Origin of the sequence: Clostridium sp. (assembly GCF_050717515.1) — a bacterium.
Classification (GTDB): Bacteria; Bacillota; Clostridia; order Clostridiales; family Clostridiaceae; genus Clostridium_AD.
The window spans coordinates 1-24,473 of the sequence record NZ_JBOITL010000010.1 but is presented as its reverse complement, the minus strand read 5'-3'; the positions used below and the strand labels follow the sequence as shown (position 1 = coordinate 24,473).

Genomic DNA, 24,473 nt, shown 5'->3' with positions numbered 1-24,473 from the left:
TTCCCATACCGAACAGGTAGGTTAAGCTTCAATGCGCTAATGGTACTGCAGGGGCAACCTTGTGGGAGAGTAAGTCGTCGCCAGGTAAACAAAAAACCACTAAGTCTAACTTAGTGGTTTTTATTTTGATTCTTTTGTGAGGTATATTAAAATTTGGATGCATACATATTTTTAAAAAATTAAAAAACAAAAGGTGGTTATTGAATTATAGCCACCTTTTGTTTTTTATTATATAGGAAACAGCTTGCGCAAATGGCTGTGGATAACATCTATATGCTAAGCTTGTCACTTTTGCCACTTGCCACGTGAGTGGCACTACTCGACCCAGCATAAGATTTTAAGTATGGTTTTCAAATTACAAACTAATTAAATTAATTCTGCGATTTGCTTTATAATCTGAGCTGTATTATTGAGTTCAGCTATACTACTATTAATTTCTTCAATACTTGCAGCTTGTGTTTCAAAAAGTTTGTTATTTTCATACAGGTTATTTGTAATACTTTCAATTGAACTTTTAAGTTTATTTAAAACAGTGTTTATCTCCTTTATTGACTGACTACTGGAATTTGATAGATTTCTTATTTCATTCGCAACAACACCAAATCCTTTACCTAGTTCTCCAGCTCGAGCTGATTCTATTGCTGCATTTAGTCCTAATAAATTTGTTTGTTTGGATATATTTTGAACAAAACCTATAATTTCATCGGTCTTTTTCATGTATTCGTTTGTTTCATTTACTTCAGTTAATATATTAGTACTAGATTTAGCTACATCTTGTATTGCAGATGATACACTGTCAATAACACTTGAAATTTCATTAAAAGAACTTATAAAAGTTTCAGCATGAGTGTTTATATCATCCCCCCAAGCTCTTTTACCAATAGCTATACTGCCTATTATTTTTCCAGCTTTATTTTTTATAGGTGTTGCTACAGCTTTTATAGCTACACCGAAGTATTCTTTAGGCAAAATTTTCACTACTGTCTTATTTTCTTGCATACATTGATAGGCAGGAATGTCCTTTGGCAATATGTCTCCTTCTCCATAATTTCCACCTGGAGCAGATTCGTTTTTTAAGATTTTAACTATTTTTTCCTTGTCTGAAAGCAATAAACTTAAATCATTGTTAAATAATGCACTAATAGAAGGTAGTAAAAAACCTATGATTAGAAGCATGTCCTCATCTTCAAAATTATTCATATACAAAAACCCCTTTTTTATTTAGTATTTTCATTATAAGGTAATTTATAATAAAAAACAAATAAAAAAGTATGAGTATGCTTCCATGATACTACTCATTGGATTAATATTGGAGCTTCGCAGATGATGATTATATATATAAGTGAATAATACTTTATTTCAATGACATAATAATTTCTAATGCTCTTTAAAATATTAGAATTAATTAAGTTGATATTTAATGATATAATTATATAGAAAAATAGTTTTAAAATAAATATAAAGGTGTGTTGAAATGAATGAATTAAAGAATGCAATCCATGAAATTGTACAACAGGATATTATAAAATTAGTTGTAAGTAATAAGATGAATGTGGATGTGACCTATTATAAAATAACATTTGTATTAAAAAAAAATGATGCCAAACAATATTATCAAATAGAAAAGTCCACTGACAAGCAAGTTTTTCATGAAAATATTGATATAGATATTTTAGAAGAAAAACTTTTAGAATATGTATCATCTAATTATAAACAAATTGATGCATGGTCAAATACAACTACATTTGAATTGAAGATATCAAAAAAAGGTAAAGTTCATTTAGGCGTGAAAAAGAGTGATAATGCAAAGCTGACTAATAAGGAACATAACAAAGAAAAAAATTACATTCTTAAAGAGGGAATGATAATAGAGCCTCTTATAGATTTAGGTATATTTACAAAAGAGGGCAAAGTTGTTAATTCGCAATATGATAAGTATAAGCAAATAAACAGGTTTGTTGAAATTATTGATGACGAGATTAAAAATAATGATTTTAAGGAACTTACTATAATAGATTTTGGTTGTGGCAAGTCTTATTTAACATTTGTATTATATTATTATTTTGTAGAGATTAAAAAGATTAATGTAAAAATGATTGGCCTGGATCTTAAGGAAGATGTAATTAAAAAATGTAATGATATAGCTAAAAAATATAATTATGAAAACTTACATTTTGAGCTAGGGGATATAAATGGGTTCAAATATAATAATAAGGTTGATATGGTTATTACATTGCATGCATGTGATACAGCTACGGATTATGCACTATACAATGCAATAAAATGGGGTAGTAAGATGATTTTCTCTGTTCCTTGCTGTCAACATGAAATTAATAGCCAAATTAAAGCAGAGTCATTATCAATATTAACAAAGTATGGAATAGTTCAAGAAAGAGTTTCAGCACTTATGACAGATTCAATAAGAGCCAATCTTTTAGAGTGTGTTGGGTACAAAACTCAGCTTCTAGAGTTTGTAGATATATCTCATTCTCCTAAAAATATATTGATTAGAGCTTCAAAAGTCAATATATCTGTGGATAAAAGAGAAAAAGCACTAGCAGAAGTTAATGTTTTAATGAATCAATTTAATCTAAATCCAACCTTTTTTAATTTATTAAAAAAAGATAACTTAATTTAAATTCTATAACTCGCATTATATTAACGGAAGAAAAAAATACAAAAGAAAGTAGATGAGATACAAAATGTTAACAATATATGCAGTATCAGATTCAATAGGAGAAACAGCGGAACTTGTAGCTAAATCAGTAGCAAGTCAGTTCCCAGATAGTGTAATAGTAAAAAAAACACCTCATATCAGAACAGCTGAGGATGTTAATAATTTTATTAGTAAGATAGATACTAATTCCAAAGCAATGGTTATTTCAACTATAATTATGGTAGATGTAAAAGAATTTTTAGTTCAAAGATGCGTAGAAAAAGGGATATTTGTATCAAATGTTTTGGGACCAGGAATAGGTCTTGCTTCTAAGCTATTGAATAAACAGCCAGAATATATTCCAGGAGCAATATGGAACATGGATGAGGAGTATTACAAAAGAATAGAAGCTATGGAGTTTGCTATACATTATGATGATAGTCGTGATTATAACGGAATAAAACATGCGGACGTAGTTCTTATAGGTGTCTCAAGAACTTCAAAAACTCCATTATGTATGTATCTAGCTAACAAGGGAATTAAAGCAATAAATATACCTTTAATGCCAGAAATTCCTGTCCCAGAGGAGTTATATAGCATTTCTGGAAAGAAGATAATAGGACTCAAAATAGATCCGTTTGTGCTTATTGAAATACGAAAACATAGAATGGATAAATTCAATGGGCTTAATTCTAGCTTCCAATACGCTAATGACGCAAGAATACTGGATGAGTTAGATTATGCGGAAAAAATAATGAAAAAAACAAGGTGCTTAACAATTGATGTTACTAAAAGAGCTATAGAGGACACGGCTTTGATTATTATGAAAAGTATAGGTTATGGCCAATAAGTAATTAATGTGCTTACCCCACCCTTCTCACCAGATGGGAAAAAGGTTATATATTCAGCGCCTAATGCGAGTAGTGATTTTGCACCTAATTATATTAATTAACAATAAGTTGTTGCTAATATAAAATTGAATAATGGGGAGAATTGGGATGAGGAAAGTATAACGTTTGTTGTTTGCTTTACATTTATTTGTAGGAATAGGAGCCATGGTCGGTGGGGTGGCAGCTATTATTAAACCTCATGCACCACTTGGAAATTCAGCACACTAACATTTAAATTTATTCACATATACAATAAAGATATTAATAATGCCACCCTAGTAATTTAAGGGTGGCATTATGCCTTAAAAAGAAGGAGAACAATAACTTAAATGATTTTTTATTTACAATTAAATTATTCCTATTGAATTTAAAAAAACAATAATAAGAAGACAGGGTGATATAAATTTAATAAATACATATATAACATTTAGAACAAGGCTATTATTTAAGGTTCCTTGATTTGATAGCTCTAACTTAAAATCTTCTTTTTTAACAAAGTATCCAACATAAATTGCTATTACAAGTCCTCCTATTGGAAGTAATATATTGGAAGATATAAAATCAAAGGAGTCAAAAAATCCTTTTTGTCCTAGTATATGAATATTACCAAGAATACTTGTGGGATGAGCAGACAATGTTGCAAGTATTCCCACCACCATCATTATGCTTGTTGTAAGTAATACCGCTTTCTTTCTAGCAATACCCTTTTCTTCCGTAAAATAATCTACTGGAACTTCAACCATTTAAATCATAGCTGTTGTAGCTGCAATAGCAGTTAAAAAGAAGAATGCTATTAATAGTACGCTACCAAAAGGTATTTTTGAAAATACAAGTGGTATAGTCTTAAATAAAAGCCCAGGACCCTCACTAGGCTTCAAACCAAAGGAGAAGACAGCTGGAAATATTGCAATTCCTGCAAGTATCGAAATTAATGAGTCAGATAGTGCAACTTTTACTGAAGTTGCTATCATATTATTATCCTGCGTAAAATAACTTCCATAAGTAAGCATTGTTCCCATTCCTAATGACAACTTGAAAAATGCTAAACCAAGAGCAGCGAGTATTACAGGGCCAGTTAGTTGCGTAAAATCAACATGGAATAAAAATTTTAATCCTTGAGATGCGCCTGGAAGTGTTAATGCTCTTACATCACAGATAAGAATTAGTATGAATAATACCGGCATAAGTGTTTTTGTTATTCTTTCGATTCCATTTTTAACTCCTGCAATTAAAATTATTGAAACGACGCAGAGAACTATAAACTGCCATAAGATTGGAGATAGTGGTCCAACTAAAGTTGACATGAATTTTGTGTTGGCTGTAACCGAAGTAACTCCAGAAAAATCACCCTTTATCGCTTTAAAAACATAGGAATAAACCCATCCCGCAACACAGCTATAAAAAAATGCGATTAGAAATGCTGAAGTTACCCCCATAAATCCAACAGTTTTCCAGCCTTTAGCGGCATTTAATTTTTTAAAAGCTCCCACTGCATTTTTTCTAGACTTCCTACCAATGTAGAATTCACATGCCATAATTGGAATACCAACTAACATAACACATAAAAGATACATTAAGAGAAAAGCTCCCCCACCATTCGCCCCAATTAAATAAGGAAATTTCCATATGTTACCTAGACCTACTGCTGAGCCCAATGTTGCAAAAAAAACTGCAAATCCTGTTGAAAACGTTTCTCTTTTATTCTTCTCCTCCATTACATATCACTCCTTTTTATATTTAATTAAATCATCTTCTGCCAAGCTGCAATATTAACGACTTCAGAAGGAGATTTAGTCGACCACTGAAGGTTCTCTTTGTTATAGCATGTAACTCCCGCTTATAGAAGTGAGACTTTCCTTCTGAAATGTCGTTAAACAGTTCTTGGGAGAGAACTGTTTAAAGGAAATCAAATTTATATTTGGCACAATAGTATAAAATAGTATAAAAAAAATAGACATGTCTTTTCACTATGACGCGAAAAGATGTCCGCGGTACCACTAAAAGTTATAAGTCGAATTTTGACAGAATAATCTAAAAATATACACTTTATTTTAATTTTTAATTTTAGGGTAATTTTCTATAAACAATAGTTTTTCGTGTATTTTTAACACTATAACATGTATATATTATTAAATCAACAGAAAAATGAGATGTTAAAAACTGTTTCCTTCATTTTTCTTATATTTTCTTATAGTTATATTGTTTTTTTGCTTAAATATCTTAATTGAAAATTCTTAAAATTAAATTTACATAAAACAAAGGTAATAATAAGAAATAAAAAAATTAATAAAAAATTTACTTATTTTTCTTCCATTGGTTGTTTTTTTTTGTAAATTTTGATATAATAATATGTGAGAAAAATAAAAAAACAAAAATGTTATTTTTTAGACAATAACTTTGGTTTTTCTAAAGGGATTGGTGAGAACTTTACAAAGAAAATGTAGAATGAAGGGGAATGAGTATTGCTTTTTATATCTACGCATAATAGTGCAGCATCGTAGATGACGATTTAAATCAATATTTGTTCTAGAATATATAAGTAAAAACTAATAATATTTACAGGAATTAGGGGGAGAGAGCTTTGGATATTGTATCACTTATAGGTATCGTGGTAGCGGTGGGTTTTGTTTTATTTGGAATATTGACAAGTGGATCTATTTTAACTTTTGTTGATATACCTTCTATACTTATAGTTATAGGAGGTACGGCGGGGGCATTATTATTAAGTGCCAGGAAAAAAAATGCAATGCAGTTTATAAAAAGTATAGGAATGGTATTTAAAGAAAAAGGAAAAAATGAAGCTGAAATTATAAACATGTTGGTTACATGGTCTTCTAAAGCTAGAAAAGGTGGTCTTTTAGCTTTAGAAGAAGAGATACCTAAAATTGAGGACAAGTTTATTAAAACAGGGTTAATGATGATTATAGATGGTTCAGAACCAGAAGTTATTAAGAGGGTTCTTTCTATAAAGCTGAGAGGAACAGTTGAAAGGCATAGCAATAACAGAGGATTAATGGATACGGGAGCATCACTAGCACCAGCATTTGGTATGGTAGGAACACTTATAGGACTAGTAAACATGTTAAAAAGTCTATCAGATCCCTCCACAATAGGACCGCAAATGTCTGTTGCCTTAATTACCACATTCTATGGGTCTTTACTAGCAAATGTAGTTTTTCTACCTATGTCAAAAAAGCTAAAGTCTAAGACAACAGCTGAAATATATCAAAAGGAAATGATAATTGAAGGACTTATGAGTATTCAAGCAGGTGAAAATCCTAATACTATAAAAGCAAAGTTAATGGCATTTTATAACGATAAAGAAAATGAAGCAATTGATGCAAAAGTTAATGCTCAAGAATAGTATGTAAGGAGGCCCAATATGGACGAAGAAAATAACTTTGACACAGAAGATGACCCTATATCAAATGAGTGGCTTGCAACTTATGGAGATTTAGTTACACTTTTAATGTGTTTTTTTGTACTCTTATATTCCATGGCTGTTATTGACCAAAGTAAGGCAAAGCAAGCTATGGCTTCTTTGAATAATATGGGGGTTTTTTCCCAACAATCAGGTACTAAGCCATCAGTAGGTAACGGAGTGTTAGATAATAATGCTGCAATTGTAGACTCAGCACAACAACAACAACAAGAACAAATGGATGACCTTTATAAGGAAGTTAAACAAATTGTAGAGAAAAAGGGTTTACAAGGTGATATTGAAGTTGAAAATCAATCAAAAGGTGTTTTAATTAGATTTAAAGATGATATAATTTATGATACGGCAAGTGCAGAATTAAAACCAGGAGCTAAAGCGATTTTGGCACAAATGTCAGATGTATTAAAAAAATATAAGAAGAATATAAGAGTAGAAGGGCACACTGATAATATACCCATAAGGGATGGTAAATATGAAAGCAATTGGGAGCTTTCATCGGCTAGAGCAATAAGTGTAGTAAAGTTTCTAACCACTGAACTTCCACTAAATAAACGTATAAAGGAACAAAGTTTTGAAGTGGCTGGATATGGAGCATTTAAACCTATAGTATCAAATGATACAGAAAAAAACAGACAAAAAAATAGAAGAATAGAACTACTCATAATTAAGTAATGGTATGATTTAATTATCTAGCTTTGACTTTATAAGGAGAATAAAATTCCTTGTAAAGTTTTTTTTTATATAAAAAACATATTGCTGGATATATATATTAATTTATCCAGCGATATTACTATGTAATATGTTAATGCTATTGTTAAGTTAGGTTTTTTTTGTTAGAATAGACTTGTAAGATATTTAATAAATGTCCCAGTGGGACATTTTAGTACCAATTGATTTGAAAGCGTATTAAATTACCATCTACATATGGAAGGAGATAATATTATGATTTATTCAACAGAAGTTTCAGAAATGATTTGTGTTGCAAAAGGACCTAATCATGGATCTGCACCAATTCCTGAAGAAGGAAAATGGGTACAATCTAAAGAAATTAAAGATATCTCAGGTTTAACACACGGAATTGGCTGGTGTGCTCCGCAGCAAGGTGCATGTAAGCTTACGTTAAATGTAAAAGAAGGCATAATACAAGAAGCATTAGTTGAGGTAATAGGATGTTCAGGTAGTACTCATTCAGCTGCGATGGCTTCAGAAATACTTCCAGGAAAAACTATTTTAGAAGCATTAAATACAGACTTAGTATGTGATGCAATAAATACAGCTATGAGAGAGTTATTCCTTCAAATTGTTTATGGAAGAACTCAAACTGCATTTTCAGAAGGTGGACTACCTATAGGTGCTGGTCTTGAAGACTTAGGTAAGGGTCTTAGAAGTCAAGTTGGTACAATGTATGGAACACTAGCTAAGGGTCCAAGATATTTAGAAATGGCCGAAGGCTATGTTACTAATATTGCACTAGATAAAAATAACGAGATAATAGGTTATAAATTTGTTCAACTTGGAAAAATGATGGATATGATTAAAAAAGGTATGGATGCTAATGAGGCTATGGAAAAAGCTACTGGAAGTTATGGTAGATTTGATGAAGCTACAACAGTAATCGACCCAAGACAAAAATAATACAAGAAGGAGGAATAATTAAATGGCTTTATTTGAAAGTTATGAAAGAAGAATAAATCAAATATTACCTGTGTTAAGTAAACACGGAATAAATTCACTAGAAGAAGCAAGAACAATTTGTGAAGAAAAAGGTATCGATGTTTTTGGTATAGTAAAAGGAATTCAACCTATAGCATTTGAAAATGCTTGTTGGGCATATGCAGTAGGGGCAGCTATAGCAATTAAAAATGGCTGTACTAAAGCGGCTGATGCAGCAGTATATATAGGCGAAGGTCTTCAATCATTTTGTATACCTGGTTCTGTTGCTGACGATAGAAAAGTTGGAATTGGTCATGGTAACTTAGCAGCTATGCTTCTACGTGAAGAAACAAAATGCTTTGCATTTTTAGCTGGACATGAATCATTTGCTGCTGCTGAAGGAGCAATTGGCCTTGCAAGAGCTGCAAACAAAGTAAGAACTCAGCCACTAAAAGTAATACTTAATGGTCTTGGAAAAGATGCGGCTTTTATAATTTCAAGAATTAATGGGTTTACATATGTTCAAACTAAGTTTGATTATTATACTGGTAAACTAGACATAGTTAAAGAAACACCTTATTCTGATGGAGAAAAAGCTAAAGTAAGATGTTACGGAGCAGATGATGTACGCGAAGGCGTTGCAATAATGCATTCTGAGGGAGTAGACGTTTCAATTACAGGAAACTCTACAAACCCAACAAGATTCCAACATCCAGTTGCTGGTACTTATAAAAAAGAATGTTACGAGCAAGGTAAGAAATACTTCTCAGTTGCATCCGGTGGTGGTACTGGAAGAACTCTTCACCCAGATAATATGGGAGCAGGTCCTGCTTCATACGGAATGACTGATACTATGGGAAGAATGCATTCAGATGCACAATTCGCAGGTTCTTCATCAGTGCCCGCTCATGTTGAAATGATGGGTCTTATCGGAATGGGTAACAACCCTATGGTAGGAGCTTCAGTTGCAGTTGCGGTTGCAGTGGAAGAGGCAATGAGTAAATAATATTTTTGTTATCCAACAATAAAGTTGTGTAAATAATGAAGGGATACATCTTCATTATTTACACAATTTTTTTTGCTATACAGAAAAGGAAATTATAAATAAAAAACAGCTGTAAGATATTGCTATTAATTTGAATATATTAAATATTTTTACACAACATATTTACTTAAATGAATTTTTATGGTATATTATATGTGTAAATTACGAAAATTTGCAATTTAGTAGTATATTAATAAAATTACCAATAGTTTTATATAGTTACCACGAAGGTAGAGTTCTTTTGCTCTACCTTTTTTTAATTTTATATATTTAAGGGGGAATTATAATGTTTGTAAAAACAAACGACATGGTAAAAGCAAGTTTATTTCTTGCACTGGGATTGATTTTGCCTTACATTTTTCATCTAACGGGGATGGCAGGGAGAGTATTCTTACCAATGCATATTCCCGTTTTATTATGCGGATTTATACTTGGTTCAAGATATGGATTAATTATAGGTTTTATAACACCTTTTTTAAATTCTGTACTTACAGGAATGCCACCTATCTATCCAACTGGTGTTTCTATGGCATTAGAACTTGCTACATATGGTTTTGTGGCAGGATTTTTGTATAAGAAAAAGGAAAACAATATATTTATATCATTAATATTGTCAATGATATTAGGAAGGTTTGTGTCTGGAGCTACTAATTATCTACTGCTGACAGTAGGTGGAAAAAGTTTTGTGCTAAATATGTTCTTAACATCAGCTTTTGTAACGTCTATAGCAGGAATAGGAATACAATTAGTATTGATACCAATTGTAGTAAAGGCTTTAGAAAATACTAAGGGGATGAAAACTTTAAATGGATAATAAGGAGTTTTTTAATAATATTGCTTTTGAATGGGACAAGATGTGTAACCATGATAATGTTAAGTTAAGAAAAATAATAGACTTATCATCTATTAGAAATAATGCAAAAATACTTGATGTTGGTACAGGAACAGGGATACTAATAAGTTACTTGCTTGAAAAGTCTCCATTGAAAGTAACAGCCATTGATATTTCTGAAAATATGATTGTGGTTGCTAAAGAGAAATATAAAGAGGATGGAGTTGAATTTATTGTAAAAGATATTATGGAGTTTAATGAGACAGGGTTCGATTATATATTCATTTATTCTGCTTATCCGCATTTTAATGATAAGGAAGCATTATTCAAGCATCTTCTAGGCAGGTTAAATAAGGAGGGAAAAATAATCATTGCTCATTCAGAAAGTAAAGAAAAAATAAATCAGATCCATTCAAAAAATTGTACTGTAAAAGACGATGTTCTTCCATCTGCTGAAATAACTACTAAAATTATGTCTAAATACTTCACAATTGATAAGGTGATTGACAGTGAAGAAATGTATTATATATCAGGTAGAGTGGAAATTAGGAGGGGATTTAATGAGTAAATGTAGTTTTATTGTTAGCCTGATGCCATCGCAGGTAATGGATAGGGTTAAAGGAGAAGAAAGTAGTGACTTAGTTTATGAAGAGTTTCATGACATAGGAAATGGAAAATATGATGGAACATTAATATTTGAAAAATATTTTATGAGAGCGGGTAATAGGGCTGCTTTAGTAGTACTTGTGAACAATTTTAACGGAAAAACTATAGTAACATCCGTGGCTACTGGTAGTTCTCAAGGAATGCTTTTTAATTTTGACTGGGGTGCAGCAGATAGTTTTGCTGAGAGCGTTAAAAGAATATTAAAGAGTTATATTACTGAGGAAATAGATTAATAATTTTTTAACTAGTAATTATTTAAATGGAACAACTAGGTTAACAAATTATTAAGCCTCTCATTTAGAACTAATGGACTAAATAAGGGGCTTTATTAGCTGTTTAATATTGAAATTGTTTAAAGAACAGGCTATTTTTTAGGTATGTCTTTTTTTCTAAGTTTAACCCATGTTATAAGTAACAATATCAATACTATTGTAAAAATACCTGATAAGATGAAGCAAACTCTAGCTCCGTATTTCTCTGCTACAAATCCAGAAAATAAACTTCCTATAGGAGTAAATCCAGCAAACACTAGTGAATATACACTCATTACTCTTCCTCTGTATTCATCTTTAGAATTTAGCTGCAGCGTGGAATTAGCAGTGGTGGAAAAAAACATATTAAATATGCCCGTTATAGCTAAACTTAGTGCAGTTAAGTAATATAAATTACTCATTCCCGTAAAAATTAACATTATGCCAATTGCAATAGAACTACCTATCATAAGAATTCTATTAGGACCGTCTTTACTTTTTAAAGAAACAAGAAGAGCTCCAATAAGAGAACCTGCACCAAGGGAAGACAATAAAATTCCATAGGTTTTTGCTTGCATATGCAGTACGTTTTTAGTAAATACAGGTATTAAAACACTGTAGTTAAAAACAAATACCCCCATAATACTAACTAATATCAAGGTTTCTAATAAAATAGGATTCTTTTTTATATATCTAAGACCATCCACTATTTCCTTTAATATGCCTTTTTCAGAACTTTTCATTCTTACATAAGCTACTACTTCAATGTGAACTAGCCCGTAGATAACTGCCATAAAGCTAAAACCATTTAATAAAAAACACCATCCCGCGCCAAGGTATCCCATAAGCATAGCTCCAATAGCTGGTCCAATAATTCTTGCTAAATTAAAAGTGGCAGAATTTAAAGCAATGGCGTTCATTAAATCTTCTTTTCCTACAATTTCCATGTTAAAAGCTTGCCTTGTTGGCATATCTAAAGTATTGCAAAATCCAAGACATAGCGCCAAAACTAGTATGTACTCGTACTTTACAGTATTTGTAAATACTAATCCTGACAATATAAAAGCTAGTAGCATGGATATTGTCTGAGTGAAAATTAGTATTTTTTTCTTTGAAAATTTATCTGTTAGTACCCCAGCAAACAAGGAGAAAAAAGTTATGGGTAGAAATTGCAGGGTTCCAACAAGACCAAGTAAAAATGCAGAATCTGTTAAGGAAAGCACTAGCCAAGATTGTCCTATATTTTGTGTCCAAGTGCCTATTAGGGAAACACACTGTCCCATCCAAAAATATCTATAATTCTTATGTGTAAGAGCATGAAAATTAGTGTTAATAAATCTTTTAGTAGAAGCCGTTATATTCATTAGTTTGACCCCCTAACATAATGTGCCATTATATCACTAATATTATACAAAAACTCCTCAAATTGCAAATATTTAAATTAAAAATGTAGGAAGATGCTCAAAAAATAGTTTTATATAAAGGTTATTAATATAATTTGTAGAATAAAATATATATACAAAAGCAAAGGGAACATTGGTACCTTATGATAGGGAGAAGTTATAGAGAACTTTAAAATGGATTGTTATTGTATTCTAATTATAAATATATGAAAACTTAGGAGGAAAAATAGGATGTTTGATAAAAATTACAAAATAACAGATGATACAGTTTGGCAGGGAAGAACTGATAGTGAAACCAATTATGATGCTTTTAGATGGCATCAATGTATAAAGATAATAGATTTAAAAAGTCTTGATTTAGTTGCCTTCACGGGAAAATTTGGATTTGCTTTTATTGGTTTTTGCTGTGATGAAGGGGTAAGGATTAACAGGGGAAGAACAGGTGCCGCAAAGGGTCCCCAAAGTATAAGAAAAGAATTAGCTAAGCTTCCATGTAATTTTTTACAAGAGGTAAAACTTTTTGATGCAGGAGATATATTTTGCGAAGACTGCACGCTTTTGGAAAGCCAAGATATTTTATCTAAAGCAATAGAAAGGGTTTTAAGTTTAAATCTGTTTCCTATTGTTTTAGGAGGTGGCCATGAAGTTGCGTTTGGAAATTATATGGGTACATTAAATTACTTATCACAAAAAAGTAAAAAGCCTAATATAGGTATAGTGAATTTTGATGCTCATTTTGATTTGAGACCTTATACACAAGGGGGAAGTTCCGGAACAATGTTTAGACAAATAGCAGATATTTGTAGCTACAGAGAACTTAAATACTCTTATATGTGCATTGGGATTCAAAAGCACAGTAACACTATAGATCTTTTTAAAACAGCCGATAGACTTGGAGCTAAGTACATGCTTGCAAAGGATATTATAGATGGTGATGATTGTGAAGTTATAAATAAAATTGATGATTTCATAAAATTAAGAGATTATATATATGTAACTATATGTTCAGATGTATTTTCTACAGCTTTTGCTCCAGGGGTAAGTGCATCCCAGCCACTTGGATTAGATCCTGAACGTGTACTTAAGTTTGTTAAATACATTTTAAAATCAAATAAGGTAGTAAGTTTTGACATTGCTGAAGTTTCGCCAAGATTTGATCAAGACGATATTACAGCAAACTTAGCAGCTATATTAATTTATTCTGTGGTTAATACACTTTGTGAAATTAATAGCTTATCTATCTAACGGGGATATGAGGTGACAGTCCTTATACGGTAAGAACCTGAGTAATTAATACTCAGGTTCTTACTTTAGGTTGTATATACTTCAATCTTTGTTTTCCATGTCTATATTCTTATCCATATAAATTATCTCCCAAAGGTGACCATCTAGATCCTGAAAACTCCAGCCATACATAAAACCTTGATCATTAGGTTTATTGGAGGTCTTTCCGCCGGCAGCTAGTGCTTTATTTACAATTTCATCAACTTTTTCCTTGCTATCAACAGATAGTGCTACAATAACTTCTGTATTTTTTTTTGCGTCACAGAGTTCTTTTTTTGTAAAGGTTTTAAAAAATCTTTCAATTAATAACATAACAAATATGTTTTCAGAAACATTCATACATGTGGCATTTTTATCAGTAAATTGAGGATTAAATGTAAAACCAAGCTTAGTAAAAAAATCTATGGATTTAGTAAGATTTTTAACCGGTAAATTAATAAATATTTTTGTATTGTTATTCATAAACTCATCACCTTTCTTTTTTACTTTTGAATAAAAACTAAAAGTTGTAAGAAAACAGTTCTATTTTATTTTGCTAAAATAATAATAGGCAAATAACAATTATTATTGAGCAATTATAGCACATTTTACCTTGTTTTAGAAGATGTAAATCACAGAAATGTTTTAAATTTTCCGTAAATTCTATTGACAATTTTTCGAATTTACCATAGAATAGTATAAATTAGAAAAATCAATGAGTAAGAAGAGTAAATATGTTTGATAATTACAGCGAGCCAGGAATAGTGTGAGCCTGATATTTTAGAACATTTTGAATGGACTTACGAGAGGGAACCGAAATAATAGTAGGGGACACGGCTTCCACCGTTATATGGATATGATATCGGAGTTATTCCTGTATCGGAAAGATACTTTTGTTTTTTTTGCAAAAGTAATTTGAGGTGGTACCGCGAGAATATTCGCCCTCTATGTGTTTACAGCACATAGAGGGTTTTTGTTTTTTGATTTAACTAAAAGTATAAATAAAAAAAGGAGGATTTATTATGGAAAAAAGTACTGGTTATTTTGGTCAATTTGGAGGAGCGTTTGTTCCAGAACCATTAAAAGTGGTTTTAAAAGATGTTGAAGAGGAGTTTTATAAATGTATAGTGGATGAGGACTTTTTAAGGGAGCTTGATTATTATCAAAGACAATATATAGGAAGAGAAAATCCACTGTATTATGCTGAGAAATTAAGTGAAAAACTTGGTGGAGCAAAAATATATCTTAAAAGAGAAGACTTAAACCATACTGGGTCCCATAAAATAAATAATGCTATAGGTCAAGCACTGCTAGCAAAGAAAATGGGTAAAAGGCGTATAATAGCAGAAACAGGAGCAGGTCAGCACGGTGTTGCAACGGCTACAGTTTGTGCATTGTTTGGAATGGATTGTACCATATACATGGGAGAGGTTGACACAAAAAGACAGGCTCTAAATGTTTTTAGAATGGAACTTTTAGGGGCAAAGGTTGTAACCGTAACAACAGGCACAGCAACATTAAAGGATGCTGTTGATGAAGCCTTAAATGATTTTGTAGAAAATGCAAAGGATACCTACTACCTTTTGGGTTCAGCAGTAGGTCCTCATCCATACCCTACCATGGTTAGAGAGTTTCAAAGTATAATAGGTATTGAAGCAAGAAGGCAAATCATTGATGCTGAGGGTAAACTTCCAGATTATTTAGTGGCATGTGTAGGTGGCGGTAGCAATGCCATGGGATTATTTCACCCATTCGTTAAGGATAAAGATGTAAAAATGATTGGGGTTGAACCGGCAGGAAAGGGGCTTGATACTAAGGAGCATGCGGCTTCAATTACAAAAGGCAGTGTTGGTATTATTCATGGATTTAAATGCTACAATATTCAAGATGAAAAGGGAGAGCCACTTCCTGTCTATTCAGTAGCGGCAGGTCTTGACTATCCTGGTGTAGGACCGGAGCACTGTTATTATAAAGATACAGGACGAGCTGAATATGTATCTGTAACAGATAAGGAATCAATTATAGCTTTACTAGAGCTTTCAAGAGTTGAAGGCATAATTCCTGCCATTGAAAGTGCACATGCAATTGCATATGGAATAAAGCTGGCGGCTTCACTTTCAAAAGATAAGGTTATAATAATAAATCTTTCAGGAAGAGGAGACAAGGACGTTGCGCATGTAAAAGAAATGCTTGAGGAGGGGATATTAGTATAGATGAGATATATTGCGTTATTGCGAGGAATTAATGTTAGTGGACAAAAGAAGATAAAAATGATAGATTTGAAAGTCATGTTTGAGGCACTGAACTTTATAAATGTGAAAACTTACATTCAAAGTGGAAATGTTAGCTTTAACTATGGCTCTACAGATACTACAGAACTTTCTAATGTAATTGAGAAAAAAATTAGTGAAACCTTTGGGTTTCTGGTAAAAATAATTATTCGTACAGAGGAGGAACTTAGAAATATAGTTAATAATAATCCTTTTTCAAAACAAGAAAATATAGAACTTGATAAGTTATATATTACCCTTATGTTAGATATACCAGAGCCAAGCACAGTATTGCTTTTAGATATGAAAAAAGAAGAAAATGAGAAATTTATAATAATTTCAAGGGAAATCTATGTATATTGTCCAAATGGCTATGGAAGAACAAAATTAAATAATAATATGTTTGAGAAAAAATTAAAGATTGATGCCACAACTAGAGGTTTAAAAACTTTAAACAATATTTTAGGGGATATGTAGTATGAATTATAATTAAAGAATAGGTAAGAAGCTCTGAGGGTATCCAGGGTTTCTTTTTTAGTTAAAGCTTAAAGGATAATTATGGATGTTTATTGAATTATGTAAATAGAATATATCTATATTAGTGTTGGGGGTGAGGTTATCATGTATACTTAAAGATGTAGATATGATACTTCAATACAATAAAATCACAAATCTTAAGCTTGCAGTTGTGAAACTAAATGGTATAGTTATAAAATCAGGACAAACCTTTTCTTATTGGAAACTTATAGGTAAACCCACTTATAAGAAAGGCTATTTAGATGGATTAGTATTATGTTCTGATGGTACATTTAAAGCGGGGGTAGGAGGGGGACTTTGTCAGCTTTCAAACCTTATATACTGGATGACATTACATACAAATCTAACTGTAACGGAAAGATACAGACATAGTCATGATGTTTTCCCAGATATAAATAGAAGCCAGCCTTTTGGAACTGGGGCCACCTGTGCATATAGCTCTCTAGACCTACAAATTTATAATGGGACAGGTAGTGACTTTCAACTTCAAATATACATAACGGGGGATAACTTAGTTGGGAAATGGATAAGCTCAGAAGGGTCAATGAATGAATATGAAGTTTATGAGAAGGAACACTTTATCACACCCGGTATGTTTGGTGGATATGTAAGAAATAATAAAATATATAGAAAAATTTACAATCAAAATATAGGTCTAATTAAAGATGAATATTTCACAGAGAACCATGCCTATATGACTTATGCGCCGTACTTAACTGGAAAAGCTGAGTGATATTTGTGGATTAATTAATTCAAAATATTTATAAAAAACATCAAAGGAGAAATCTATGAAAAGATTCGATGAAAGAGATACAATGTTTGCAAGAATGAATTACATTGAAGGAAGCGAAATTTATAATGATTATTATAGTAAAAACACTGATTTAAAGGAAGGGGATGATTCATTAAGAAGTTTACCAACTATGGGCGGCGAAGGCTCAGTGATGTTTAATAGTATAAATTCGCCTATAGTAGATGCCTCATTTAAATATTTATATGATATAAGAAAATTCAGTGAGGGTGAGATAGCACCAAGTAAGGCTGAAGTGGACCCAGTTATTATGACAGAAAAAATCAAGGGGTTAGCTAAGTTTTATAATGCAAAATTAGTTGGTATAACAGAAATGAAAGATTATCATTACTATTCTCACAGGGGAAGACATGAAGAAAATTATGGTGAAGAAATTAATAGAAAACATAAGTATGGAATTGTTTTTGCAGTAGCTATGGATAAGGAAATGATTATGAGAGCGCCAAAGCTTCCAGAATCCATAGCTGTTACAAAAGGTTATGTGGAGTCAGCAACTATTGGTATGATACTTTCCTATTATATTAGGGAACTAGGGTATGATGCTAGAAATCATATGGATGGGAACTATTTAGTTATAGCGCCACTGGTAGCAAGAGATGCAGGGTTAGGTGAGTTTGGAAGAAATGGTTTACTTATAACTAAAGAAGATGGAGCTTGTGTTAGACTGGGAGTAGTAACCACAGATATGCCTATTGTACCGGATGCATCAGAAGATTTTGGCGTTAAAGAATTTTGCTTGGATTGTGGAAGATGTTCAAAAACATGCCCAGGGAAAGCAATATCTAAAACTGAAATGGCAGAAGATGAAGGAATATTAAGATGGAAGATAAATGCTGAGGAGTGTTATAGAAGATGGAGGAGTTTAGGAACTGATTGTGGGATATGTATAGCTAATTGTCCATTTACCTATGGTATATCAAAGGATTTAATTTCTAATATTAAATCATCCCCAGAAACTAGGAAAAATATTTTAAAAGACTTTGATGAAAAGTATGGTATAAGACCGATTATAAGAGAAGAACCTGAATGGTTGAAATAGGATTTAAATAATCACGTCTATTTAGCGTGACTTTTTCTAAGATTATGTTGACAAGAAAATACTTCGGTGATAGAATTAAAATATAGTTCGAAGAAAGAACTAATTCGGAGGACGTTTATGGATATAAACAAAATAGAGAAAATTATTTTTAATCATATTGATGAGTTTAAGGTTTTGTTTTTTCCGGAGCAGTGGAGTGATATATTCTTAGATTTCTCTAAGAATGAAATATTAGCACTATTATTCTTGTATCGAAAAAAGAATGCTAATATGACGGAAATAGCAGAATATATAATAGCACCCTTAAATACTGCCACAGGGGTTATTGCTAGATTAGAAAAAAAACTAATGGTAGAAAGAATAAGAAGTACTGAGGATAGAAGAATAGTTTTAATAACCCTTACAGAGGCTGCCGGTATAGTGATTGAGAAGGAAAAAGCTATGATTACTAAATATATTATTGAGATTTACGGAAGACTTACACAGGAAGAAATTTCTTCAGCTTTAAGTATTTACAACAAAGTACTTAGAGTTTTTAAGGAAGGTGTAAATCCAGTTAAAGAAGAAGAAATCCCAGTTAAAAAATTAAGAAAGATAATTATTGAATAGCGCATTGTATATGCGAGCGCATTGTATATGCGAACTCAGCACTGCTGAGTTATTTTTAAAAGAAATACTTCGGTATAAGAACTATTCATTTAAAGAATTAAAATTAGGAGGAATAATATGAAAAGAATTATTATTTTTACTGGAAAAGGTGGGGTTGGCAAAACCAGCACCGCTGCAGCTCATGCGCTGAAAGCTTCAATGGAAGGCCTAAAGACTCTAATTGTTAGCACTGATATGGCACATAACTTAAGTGATATTTTTATGCAGGAGATAAGAAATGAGCCTACAGAAATTCGAGGAAATTTATGGGGACTTGAAATTGATCCTAATTATGAAATGGAAAATTATTATGGAAGTATTCAAGCGGCTTTTAAAAAAATGATGGTGTTTAAAGATGAAAAGGGAATAGAAAATTTTGAGGATATTGTTGTGTTCCCAGGAATGGAAGAACTATTTTGTCTTTTGAAAATTAAAGATTTATATGATAAAGGTATATATGACCTAATAATTGTGGACAGTGCACCAACAGGGGAAACAATATCTCTTCTGAAATTTCCAGAGCTTATGAGTTGGTACATGGAGAAATTATTTCCTATTGGAAAGGTTGCAATGAAAGTGCTTAGGCCTATCTCTAAAATAGCTTTTAAAATAGAAATGCCGGGTAACCAAGCTATGAATGATATTGAAAAACTTTATATACTACTTTCAGAGCTTCAAGACTTATTAAAAAATAGAGATATTTGTAGTATAAGACTTGTTACAATTCCTGAAAAAATGGTTATTGAAGAGACAAAGAGAAATTATATGTATTTAAATCTTTATAATTTCAATGTAGATGCTTTATATATTAACAGGATAATACCAGAGGACATAGAAAATAGCTTTTTTGATGAATGGAAATGCATTCAAAAAAAGTACATGGAAGAAATAGATTCGGTATTTTTAAACCTGCCTAGGTTTAAGATTAAATGGTATGAGGTAGATATTAATGGCACTTCCGGGCTCCAACGAATAGCTGAGGATTCTCTGAATGTTAAAGATATATTAAAGGTTCAAAAAATAACCTTTAATGAGAGATTTGAAAAGGTAGAAGAAGGCTATAAACTTCAAGTATATGTGCCCTTTGGAGAGAAGAAAGACTTAGAGATATATGAAACTGGTTCCGATATATCTATTAAAATAGGCAATTTTAAGAGGAATATTCCTTGCCCAAGTTCTCTGAGGAAGTATTCAATAAGTAAAGCCAAATTTAATGAGGATTATTTATCCATATATTTCAAAGAGAAGGTGGATTAAATGAATAATGAAATAATTAAAAAATTAATAAAAATAGAAAAGCTAAAATATGAAGTTATAAAGGATATTCTGCCAGAAAAAGCTGTAAGCAGGCTTAATAAGTTTGAAAAGGGAGCAGCTACAGTTATAAGGGATATTACCTTGGATGTTATGCGGGAGTTTTCTTACAAAGATGAAGAAGAAGTAAAAAAAGAGATTAAAAAGGTTAAGGTTGATTTTGTATAATTGAATTGGAGGGGTTAAAGTGAGAATTATTTTATATACAGGAAAAGGTGGAGTAGGAAAAACTAGCGTTGCATCAGCAACTGCTTGCCAAATTGCAAAGCAGGGGAAAAAGGTGCTCATAATGAGTACGGATCAAGCTCATAGTCTTTCCGATGCTTTTGGTGTAAAACTATCTAATACACCCACCCAAATTTCAGAAAATTTAGAAGCAATTGAGATTGATGCTCTTATTGAAAATGAAGCTATTTGGGGAAATATCAAGGGATATATAGAAAAATTAATGTTATCAAAAACTGTGAAAAGCATTGAAATTGAAGAATTACTGGTTTTTCCAGGCTTTGAAGATCTGATTTCCTTGCTTAAAATTAAACAAATTAATGATGAAAATAATTATGAGGTGCTAATAGTTGATTGTGCTCCTACTGGGGAAACTATGTCACTTTTAAAGTTTCCAGAGCTTTTTAAGTGGTGGATGGATAAAATTTTTCCTATGAAAAGAAAGGCGGCTAAAATTTTAAAGCCAGTAATTGATTGTACAATAAAGATTCCAATTCCAGATGATAAAACTTTTGATGAAATTGAAAGCCTTTATAACAAAATTGATGAGCTCCATAAGTTAATGCTAGAAAAAGACAAGGTAAGCCTTAGAATAGTTACTACCCCAGAAAAGATTGTTATTAAAGAAGCCAAAAGAAACTTTTCCTATTTGCATCTATACGATTTTAATGTAGACGCAATTATTGTTAATAAAATAATTTCAGAAGAGGGTGGGAAAGGGTATTTCGAAAAGTGGATGAAACTTCAAAGTGAAAACATTAAAGATATAAGTGAAAGTTTTAGCCCTGTACCAATTTTTAAAGCTGAACTAATGCATAGCGAGGTTAGGGATTATGCATCCTTACTCAATATGGGGGAGAGCATATTTAAAGAGGTTTGTCCGGAGAAAGTGCTATTTAAGGATAAAATTTTTGAGATTGAAAAATCAAGTAGGGATGAAAGTTATTATTTAAATATAAACATGCCTTTTGTTGATAAAAGTGAATTAAACTTACTTCAAAAAGGTGATGAAATTAGTATTTCCATTAAAAATGAAAAAAGAAATTTTATACTTCCACAAAAATTACATTCAAAAAAAATTGTTAAAGCCATTTATGAGGATGGAAAGTTAAGGATACAATTATTATAATAGGCACGCCCTATAGAGAGTGCCCAATACTTATTTCATTTTAAATCCTTGTCCTTCTAAAAAATCTTTCATATGTGGTCTTTGAGGTTTATCCATTAGATCAGATACCTGATTTGTCCAGGTATCTGATCTTTTTCCCTTTGTTCTTTTTTCATAATAAGCACTAACCTGCGCATCATATTCTGCTATTCTTTTAGCATCACCATCTATATTGTACTCATCTGTTTTAAATATTACTTCTAGGGGTAACCTTGTTTTAATATCTGGAGCATCATCTGGATAACCCAGGCACATTCCAAAAACAGGGTATACGCCAGAAGGTAGATTCAAAAGCTTACATATTTCTGATGGATTATTTCTTATACCACCTATATAAACTCCACCTAGTCCTAGTGACTGCGCAGCAATTAAAGCATTTTGGGCAGCAAGAGTAGCATCTACAGTTGCTACAATAAAAGTTTCTGTATATCCCTCTGACATAGTTTTATGATTTATTTCACAGGATGTTTTGGTACGGTTTAAATCAGCACAGAAAACTAAAAATAATGGGCATTCTTCCACATAACTCTGATCGCCTGCAAGATGTGCTATTTCTTTTCTCTTAGATTTATCCTTCACACTTATAATTGTATATGCTTGAATAAAGCTAGAAGTAGGAGCACTTTGTGCACATTCTATAATGACTTTTATCTTTTCAGCTTCTACGGGTTGATCTTTATATTTTCTTATGGATTTGTGAGCTTTTAATAAATTTATAGTTTCATTCATATATCCTACCACCTTAATTTGTATTTGGAGTATTTGCTTATATCAACAATATAACACAAATTAATGAAAATAAAATGAACATTATTCTTTAGAATTAGCGTTTTTTTTTAGAATCTTCAAACAATTCAACCTTTCTATGATATACTAATTATAGAATTTGGTACTAAATTAACCATGTTTACTAAAAACATAAAAAGGAGAGACTTAAAATGATATCTAATAAGATGAAAAACTTAGTTGCTAATAGTTCTATAATAAGAGCTATGTTTGAGGAAGGTAAAAGATTATCTGCAATTTATGGGGAAGAAAATGTATTCGATTACAGTTTGGGTAATCCAAATGTTGAACCACCTGAAAATATCAAAAATGAAATTAATAAAATATTAAATGAAACTCCCTCTAAACTTGTACATGGATATATGAATAATTCTGGATATGAAGATGTAAGAACTAAAATAGCACAATTTATAAATAAAGAACATAACATAGATATTAATTCTAATAACATAGTTATGACATGTGGAGCAGCTGGAGGATTAAATATCTTGCTTAAAACATTACTTAACCCTGAGGACGAAGTTATTGTTTTTGCACCATTTTTTGGTGAATACAGGAACTATGTAAATAATTTTGATGGTAAACTTGTAGTGGTTTCTACGGATATTGATACATTTGAACCTGATATGAAAGTATTAAAAGATAAAATAAATAATAAAACAAAGGCAATTATTATGAACTCCCCCAATAATCCCACAGGTACTGTATATTCAGAAAAAGTTATACAAGACTTAGCAAAATTACTCCGTGAAAAAGAGGAAGAGCTAGGGACAAGCATATATATAATATCTGATGAACCATATAGAGAAATAGTTTATGACAATGCTTTTGTTCCATATATTTTAAAGTACTATAAAAATTCATTTATTGGATATTCATATAGTAAATCCTTATCACTTCCAGGGGAGAGAATAGGGTATGTAGTTGCTAATAGTAATATGGACTGCTTTGAAGATATAATGGCATCCTTAAATGTGGCTAATAGAATTTTAGGCTTTGTAAATGCACCATCACTATTCCAAAGGGTTATTGCAAATTGTCTGGAGACTAAAGTTGATGTGGGCATATATAAGTTAAATAGAGATGTTTTGTACAACCATCTTACAAAAATAGGTTTTAGATGTGTAAAACCACAAGGAGCATTTTATTTATTTGTTAAAACACCAATAGCAGATGATAAAAAATTCTGTGAGGAGGCAAAACAATTTAATTTATTACTAGTACCGGGATCAGCATTTGAATGCCCAGGACATGTAAGGCTAGCTTACTGTATTTCTCACGAAAAAATACAAAATTCACTAGCAGCTTTTGATAAATTAGCTGAGTTATACGCAATTAAATAATACTTTGAACAATTTAGATTAAAAAATTAAAGGAAGCCACTTTGATATGATCCCTTTAAAGTAGACATGGTAAATAACCAAAATACTTTGGAGGGATTTTTATGTCAAGATCACCTTTCACTCTAGCTCAAAAAATTGCAGCTGTAGAAGACTATTTAAAGGGTTTTAAAAGCAATAAGCAAATCCGTGATGAATTAGGAATTGCCAGCAAAGAGACTGTTCGAAAATGGGTTC

General features: G+C 31.5%; 23 protein-coding genes, 1 rRNA gene, 1 pseudogene and 1 other annotated feature. Of the genes and pseudogenes, 20 read left to right on the top strand and 5 right to left on the bottom strand.

The genetic code is table 11. The features are described 5' to 3' along the window. A 5S ribosomal RNA gene (gene rrf, locus ACREV6_RS03040) occupies positions 1-86 on the top strand; the annotation flags it as partial. Positions 87-366: 280 nt separating this feature from the next. Here rrf and ACREV6_RS03035 read toward each other — a convergent pair. After that, positions 367-1,200: a methyl-accepting chemotaxis protein gene (locus tag ACREV6_RS03035; protein WP_431576553.1), complete on the bottom strand. Its 834-nt coding sequence runs from the start codon at positions 1,198-1,200 to the stop codon at positions 367-369. Between the two features lie 274 nt (positions 1,201-1,474). On the opposite strand from ACREV6_RS03035, the gene ACREV6_RS03030 reads away from it, so the two are divergent. After that, positions 1,475-2,638: a class I SAM-dependent methyltransferase gene (locus ACREV6_RS03030; protein ID WP_431576552.1), complete on the top strand. Its 1,164-nt coding sequence runs from the start codon at positions 1,475-1,477 to the stop codon at positions 2,636-2,638. A 64-nt stretch (positions 2,639-2,702) separates the two neighbouring features. Further along, positions 2,703-3,506: a pyruvate, water dikinase regulatory protein gene (locus ACREV6_RS03025; protein WP_431576554.1), complete on the top strand. Its 804-nt coding sequence runs from the start codon at positions 2,703-2,705 to the stop codon at positions 3,504-3,506. Between the two features lie 387 nt (positions 3,507-3,893). Here ACREV6_RS03025 and ACREV6_RS03020 read toward each other — a convergent pair. Continuing rightward, positions 3,894-5,261: pseudogene (locus ACREV6_RS03020) on the bottom strand (sodium-dependent transporter). 866 nt (positions 5,262-6,127) lie between these two features. Between ACREV6_RS03020 and ACREV6_RS03015 the strand changes: the two are divergent. The 7 genes from ACREV6_RS03015 (at position 6,128) to ACREV6_RS02985 (ending at position 11,414) form a co-directional block, all read left to right on the top strand. Further along, the gene (locus ACREV6_RS03015; protein WP_431576551.1) at positions 6,128-6,910 is read left to right on the top strand and encodes a motility protein A; all 783 of its coding nucleotides are present in this window, start codon (positions 6,128-6,130) and stop codon (positions 6,908-6,910) included. An 18-nt stretch (positions 6,911-6,928) separates the two neighbouring features. Further along, positions 6,929-7,657: an OmpA/MotB family protein gene (locus ACREV6_RS03010; RefSeq protein ID WP_431576550.1), complete on the top strand. Its 729-nt coding sequence runs from the start codon at positions 6,929-6,931 to the stop codon at positions 7,655-7,657. Positions 7,658-7,927: 270 nt separating this feature from the next. Further along, positions 7,928-8,620 carry an iron-sulfur cluster assembly scaffold protein gene (locus tag ACREV6_RS03005; RefSeq protein WP_431576549.1) on the top strand — a complete coding sequence of 231 codons (693 nt, stop codon included), beginning with the start codon at positions 7,928-7,930 and terminating at the stop codon, positions 8,618-8,620. Positions 8,621-8,642: 22 nt separating this feature from the next. Next, entirely contained in the window at positions 8,643-9,644 is a 1,002-nt protein-coding gene (locus tag ACREV6_RS03000) for a GGGtGRT protein (protein ID WP_431576548.1), read from the top strand. A gap of 325 nt (positions 9,645-9,969) precedes the next feature. Next, on the top strand, positions 9,970-10,497 hold the full coding sequence (locus tag ACREV6_RS02995; protein WP_431576547.1) for an ECF transporter S component: 528 nt from the start codon (positions 9,970-9,972) through the stop codon (positions 10,495-10,497). Next, on the top strand, positions 10,490-11,083 hold the full coding sequence (locus ACREV6_RS02990) for a class I SAM-dependent methyltransferase (RefSeq protein ID WP_431576546.1): 594 nt from the start codon (positions 10,490-10,492) through the stop codon (positions 11,081-11,083). Before ACREV6_RS02995 ends, ACREV6_RS02990 begins: the two co-directional genes overlap by 8 nt. Then, complete coding sequence (locus ACREV6_RS02985; RefSeq protein ID WP_431576545.1) at positions 11,076-11,414, top strand: DUF6054 family protein; 339 nt, start codon at positions 11,076-11,078, stop codon at positions 11,412-11,414. Before ACREV6_RS02990 ends, ACREV6_RS02985 begins: the two co-directional genes overlap by 8 nt. Before the next feature lie 131 nt (positions 11,415-11,545). On the opposite strand, the gene ACREV6_RS02980 is transcribed toward ACREV6_RS02985, so the two are convergent. Next, positions 11,546-12,796, bottom strand: a complete 1,251-nt coding sequence (locus ACREV6_RS02980; RefSeq protein ID WP_431576544.1) for an MFS transporter — start codon at positions 12,794-12,796, stop codon at positions 11,546-11,548. A gap of 270 nt (positions 12,797-13,066) precedes the next feature. On the opposite strand from ACREV6_RS02980, the gene hutG reads away from it, so the two are divergent. Next, complete coding sequence (gene hutG / locus ACREV6_RS02975) at positions 13,067-14,080, top strand: formimidoylglutamase (RefSeq protein ID WP_431576543.1); 1,014 nt, start codon at positions 13,067-13,069, stop codon at positions 14,078-14,080. Between the two features lie 81 nt (positions 14,081-14,161). Here the strand turns inward: hutG and ACREV6_RS02970 are convergent, their stop codons facing one another. After that, on the bottom strand, positions 14,162-14,581 hold the full coding sequence (locus ACREV6_RS02970) for a VOC family protein (RefSeq protein ID WP_431576542.1): 420 nt from the start codon (positions 14,579-14,581) through the stop codon (positions 14,162-14,164). 223 nt (positions 14,582-14,804) lie between these two features. Beyond that, positions 14,805-15,047: a binding site (T-box leader), on the top strand. Between the two features lie 73 nt (positions 15,048-15,120). Between ACREV6_RS02970 and trpB the strand changes: the two genes are divergently transcribed. The 8 genes from trpB (at position 15,121) to ACREV6_RS02930 (ending at position 22,071) form a co-directional block, all read left to right on the top strand. Beyond that, on the top strand, positions 15,121-16,311 hold the full coding sequence (trpB, locus tag ACREV6_RS02965) for a tryptophan synthase subunit beta (protein ID WP_431576541.1): 1,191 nt from the start codon (positions 15,121-15,123) through the stop codon (positions 16,309-16,311). Continuing rightward, positions 16,312-16,845, top strand: a complete 534-nt coding sequence (locus tag ACREV6_RS02960; protein WP_431576540.1) for a DUF1697 domain-containing protein — start codon at positions 16,312-16,314, stop codon at positions 16,843-16,845. It begins immediately after the preceding gene. Positions 16,846-16,978: 133 nt separating this feature from the next. Beyond that, positions 16,979-17,638 (top strand): VanW family protein, encoded by a 660-nt coding sequence (locus ACREV6_RS02955; protein WP_431576539.1) that lies wholly within the window; start codon positions 16,979-16,981, stop codon positions 17,636-17,638. A 55-nt stretch (positions 17,639-17,693) separates the two neighbouring features. Then, positions 17,694-18,755 carry a 4Fe-4S dicluster domain-containing protein gene (locus tag ACREV6_RS02950; protein WP_431576538.1) on the top strand — a complete coding sequence of 354 codons (1,062 nt, stop codon included), beginning with the start codon at positions 17,694-17,696 and terminating at the stop codon, positions 18,753-18,755. Positions 18,756-18,872: 117 nt separating this feature from the next. Next, on the top strand, positions 18,873-19,364 hold the full coding sequence (locus ACREV6_RS02945; protein WP_431576537.1) for a MarR family transcriptional regulator: 492 nt from the start codon (positions 18,873-18,875) through the stop codon (positions 19,362-19,364). A gap of 117 nt (positions 19,365-19,481) precedes the next feature. Beyond that, positions 19,482-20,660: an ArsA family ATPase gene (locus ACREV6_RS02940; protein ID WP_431576536.1), complete on the top strand. Its 1,179-nt coding sequence runs from the start codon at positions 19,482-19,484 to the stop codon at positions 20,658-20,660. Further along, positions 20,661-20,885: a hypothetical protein gene (locus tag ACREV6_RS02935; protein WP_431576535.1), complete on the top strand. Its 225-nt coding sequence runs from the start codon at positions 20,661-20,663 to the stop codon at positions 20,883-20,885. A gap of 19 nt (positions 20,886-20,904) precedes the next feature. Beyond that, entirely contained in the window at positions 20,905-22,071 is a 1,167-nt protein-coding gene (locus ACREV6_RS02930) for an ArsA family ATPase (RefSeq protein WP_431576534.1), read from the top strand. Positions 22,072-22,101: 30 nt separating this feature from the next. Here the strand turns inward: ACREV6_RS02930 and nfsA are convergent, their stop codons facing one another. Beyond that, positions 22,102-22,839, bottom strand: a complete 738-nt coding sequence (gene nfsA / locus ACREV6_RS02925) for an oxygen-insensitive NADPH nitroreductase (RefSeq protein WP_431576533.1) — start codon at positions 22,837-22,839, stop codon at positions 22,102-22,104. Between the two features lie 209 nt (positions 22,840-23,048). Between nfsA and ACREV6_RS02920 the strand changes: the two genes are divergently transcribed. After that, positions 23,049-24,239 (top strand): pyridoxal phosphate-dependent aminotransferase, encoded by a 1,191-nt coding sequence (locus ACREV6_RS02920; RefSeq protein WP_431576532.1) that lies wholly within the window; start codon positions 23,049-23,051, stop codon positions 24,237-24,239. Positions 24,240-24,473: the final 234 nt, after the last annotated feature.

Excerpts from the sequence above, each read along its gene's own strand:
- ACREV6_RS03035 (WP_431576553.1), bottom strand. The coding sequence starts at position 1,200 with ATGAATAATTTTGAAGATGAGGACATGCTTCTAATCATAGGTTTTTTA.
- ACREV6_RS03030 (WP_431576552.1), top strand. The coding sequence starts at position 1,475 with ATGAATGAATTAAAGAATGCAATCCATGAAATTGTACAACAGGATATT.
- ACREV6_RS03025 (WP_431576554.1), top strand. The coding sequence starts at position 2,703 with ATGTTAACAATATATGCAGTATCAGATTCAATAGGAGAAACAGCGGAA.
- ACREV6_RS03010 (WP_431576550.1), top strand. The coding sequence starts at position 6,929 with ATGGACGAAGAAAATAACTTTGACACAGAAGATGACCCTATATCAAAT.
- ACREV6_RS03005 (WP_431576549.1), top strand. The coding sequence starts at position 7,928 with ATGATTTATTCAACAGAAGTTTCAGAAATGATTTGTGTTGCAAAAGGA.
- ACREV6_RS03000 (WP_431576548.1), top strand. The coding sequence starts at position 8,643 with ATGGCTTTATTTGAAAGTTATGAAAGAAGAATAAATCAAATATTACCT.
- ACREV6_RS02995 (WP_431576547.1), top strand. The coding sequence starts at position 9,970 with ATGTTTGTAAAAACAAACGACATGGTAAAAGCAAGTTTATTTCTTGCA.
- ACREV6_RS02990 (WP_431576546.1), top strand. The coding sequence starts at position 10,490 with ATGGATAATAAGGAGTTTTTTAATAATATTGCTTTTGAATGGGACAAG.
- ACREV6_RS02985 (WP_431576545.1), top strand. The coding sequence starts at position 11,076 with ATGAGTAAATGTAGTTTTATTGTTAGCCTGATGCCATCGCAGGTAATG.
- ACREV6_RS02980 (WP_431576544.1), bottom strand. The coding sequence starts at position 12,796 with ATGAATATAACGGCTTCTACTAAAAGATTTATTAACACTAATTTTCAT.
- hutG (WP_431576543.1), top strand. The coding sequence starts at position 13,067 with ATGTTTGATAAAAATTACAAAATAACAGATGATACAGTTTGGCAGGGA.
- ACREV6_RS02970 (WP_431576542.1), bottom strand. The coding sequence starts at position 14,581 with ATGAATAACAATACAAAAATATTTATTAATTTACCGGTTAAAAATCTT.
- trpB (WP_431576541.1), top strand. The coding sequence starts at position 15,121 with ATGGAAAAAAGTACTGGTTATTTTGGTCAATTTGGAGGAGCGTTTGTT.
- ACREV6_RS02960 (WP_431576540.1), top strand. The coding sequence starts at position 16,312 with ATGAGATATATTGCGTTATTGCGAGGAATTAATGTTAGTGGACAAAAG.
- ACREV6_RS02950 (WP_431576538.1), top strand. The coding sequence starts at position 17,694 with ATGAAAAGATTCGATGAAAGAGATACAATGTTTGCAAGAATGAATTAC.
- ACREV6_RS02945 (WP_431576537.1), top strand. The coding sequence starts at position 18,873 with ATGGATATAAACAAAATAGAGAAAATTATTTTTAATCATATTGATGAG.
- ACREV6_RS02940 (WP_431576536.1), top strand. The coding sequence starts at position 19,482 with ATGAAAAGAATTATTATTTTTACTGGAAAAGGTGGGGTTGGCAAAACC.
- ACREV6_RS02935 (WP_431576535.1), top strand. The coding sequence starts at position 20,661 with ATGAATAATGAAATAATTAAAAAATTAATAAAAATAGAAAAGCTAAAA.
- nfsA (WP_431576533.1), bottom strand. The coding sequence starts at position 22,839 with ATGAATGAAACTATAAATTTATTAAAAGCTCACAAATCCATAAGAAAA.
- ACREV6_RS02920 (WP_431576532.1), top strand. The coding sequence starts at position 23,049 with ATGATATCTAATAAGATGAAAAACTTAGTTGCTAATAGTTCTATAATA.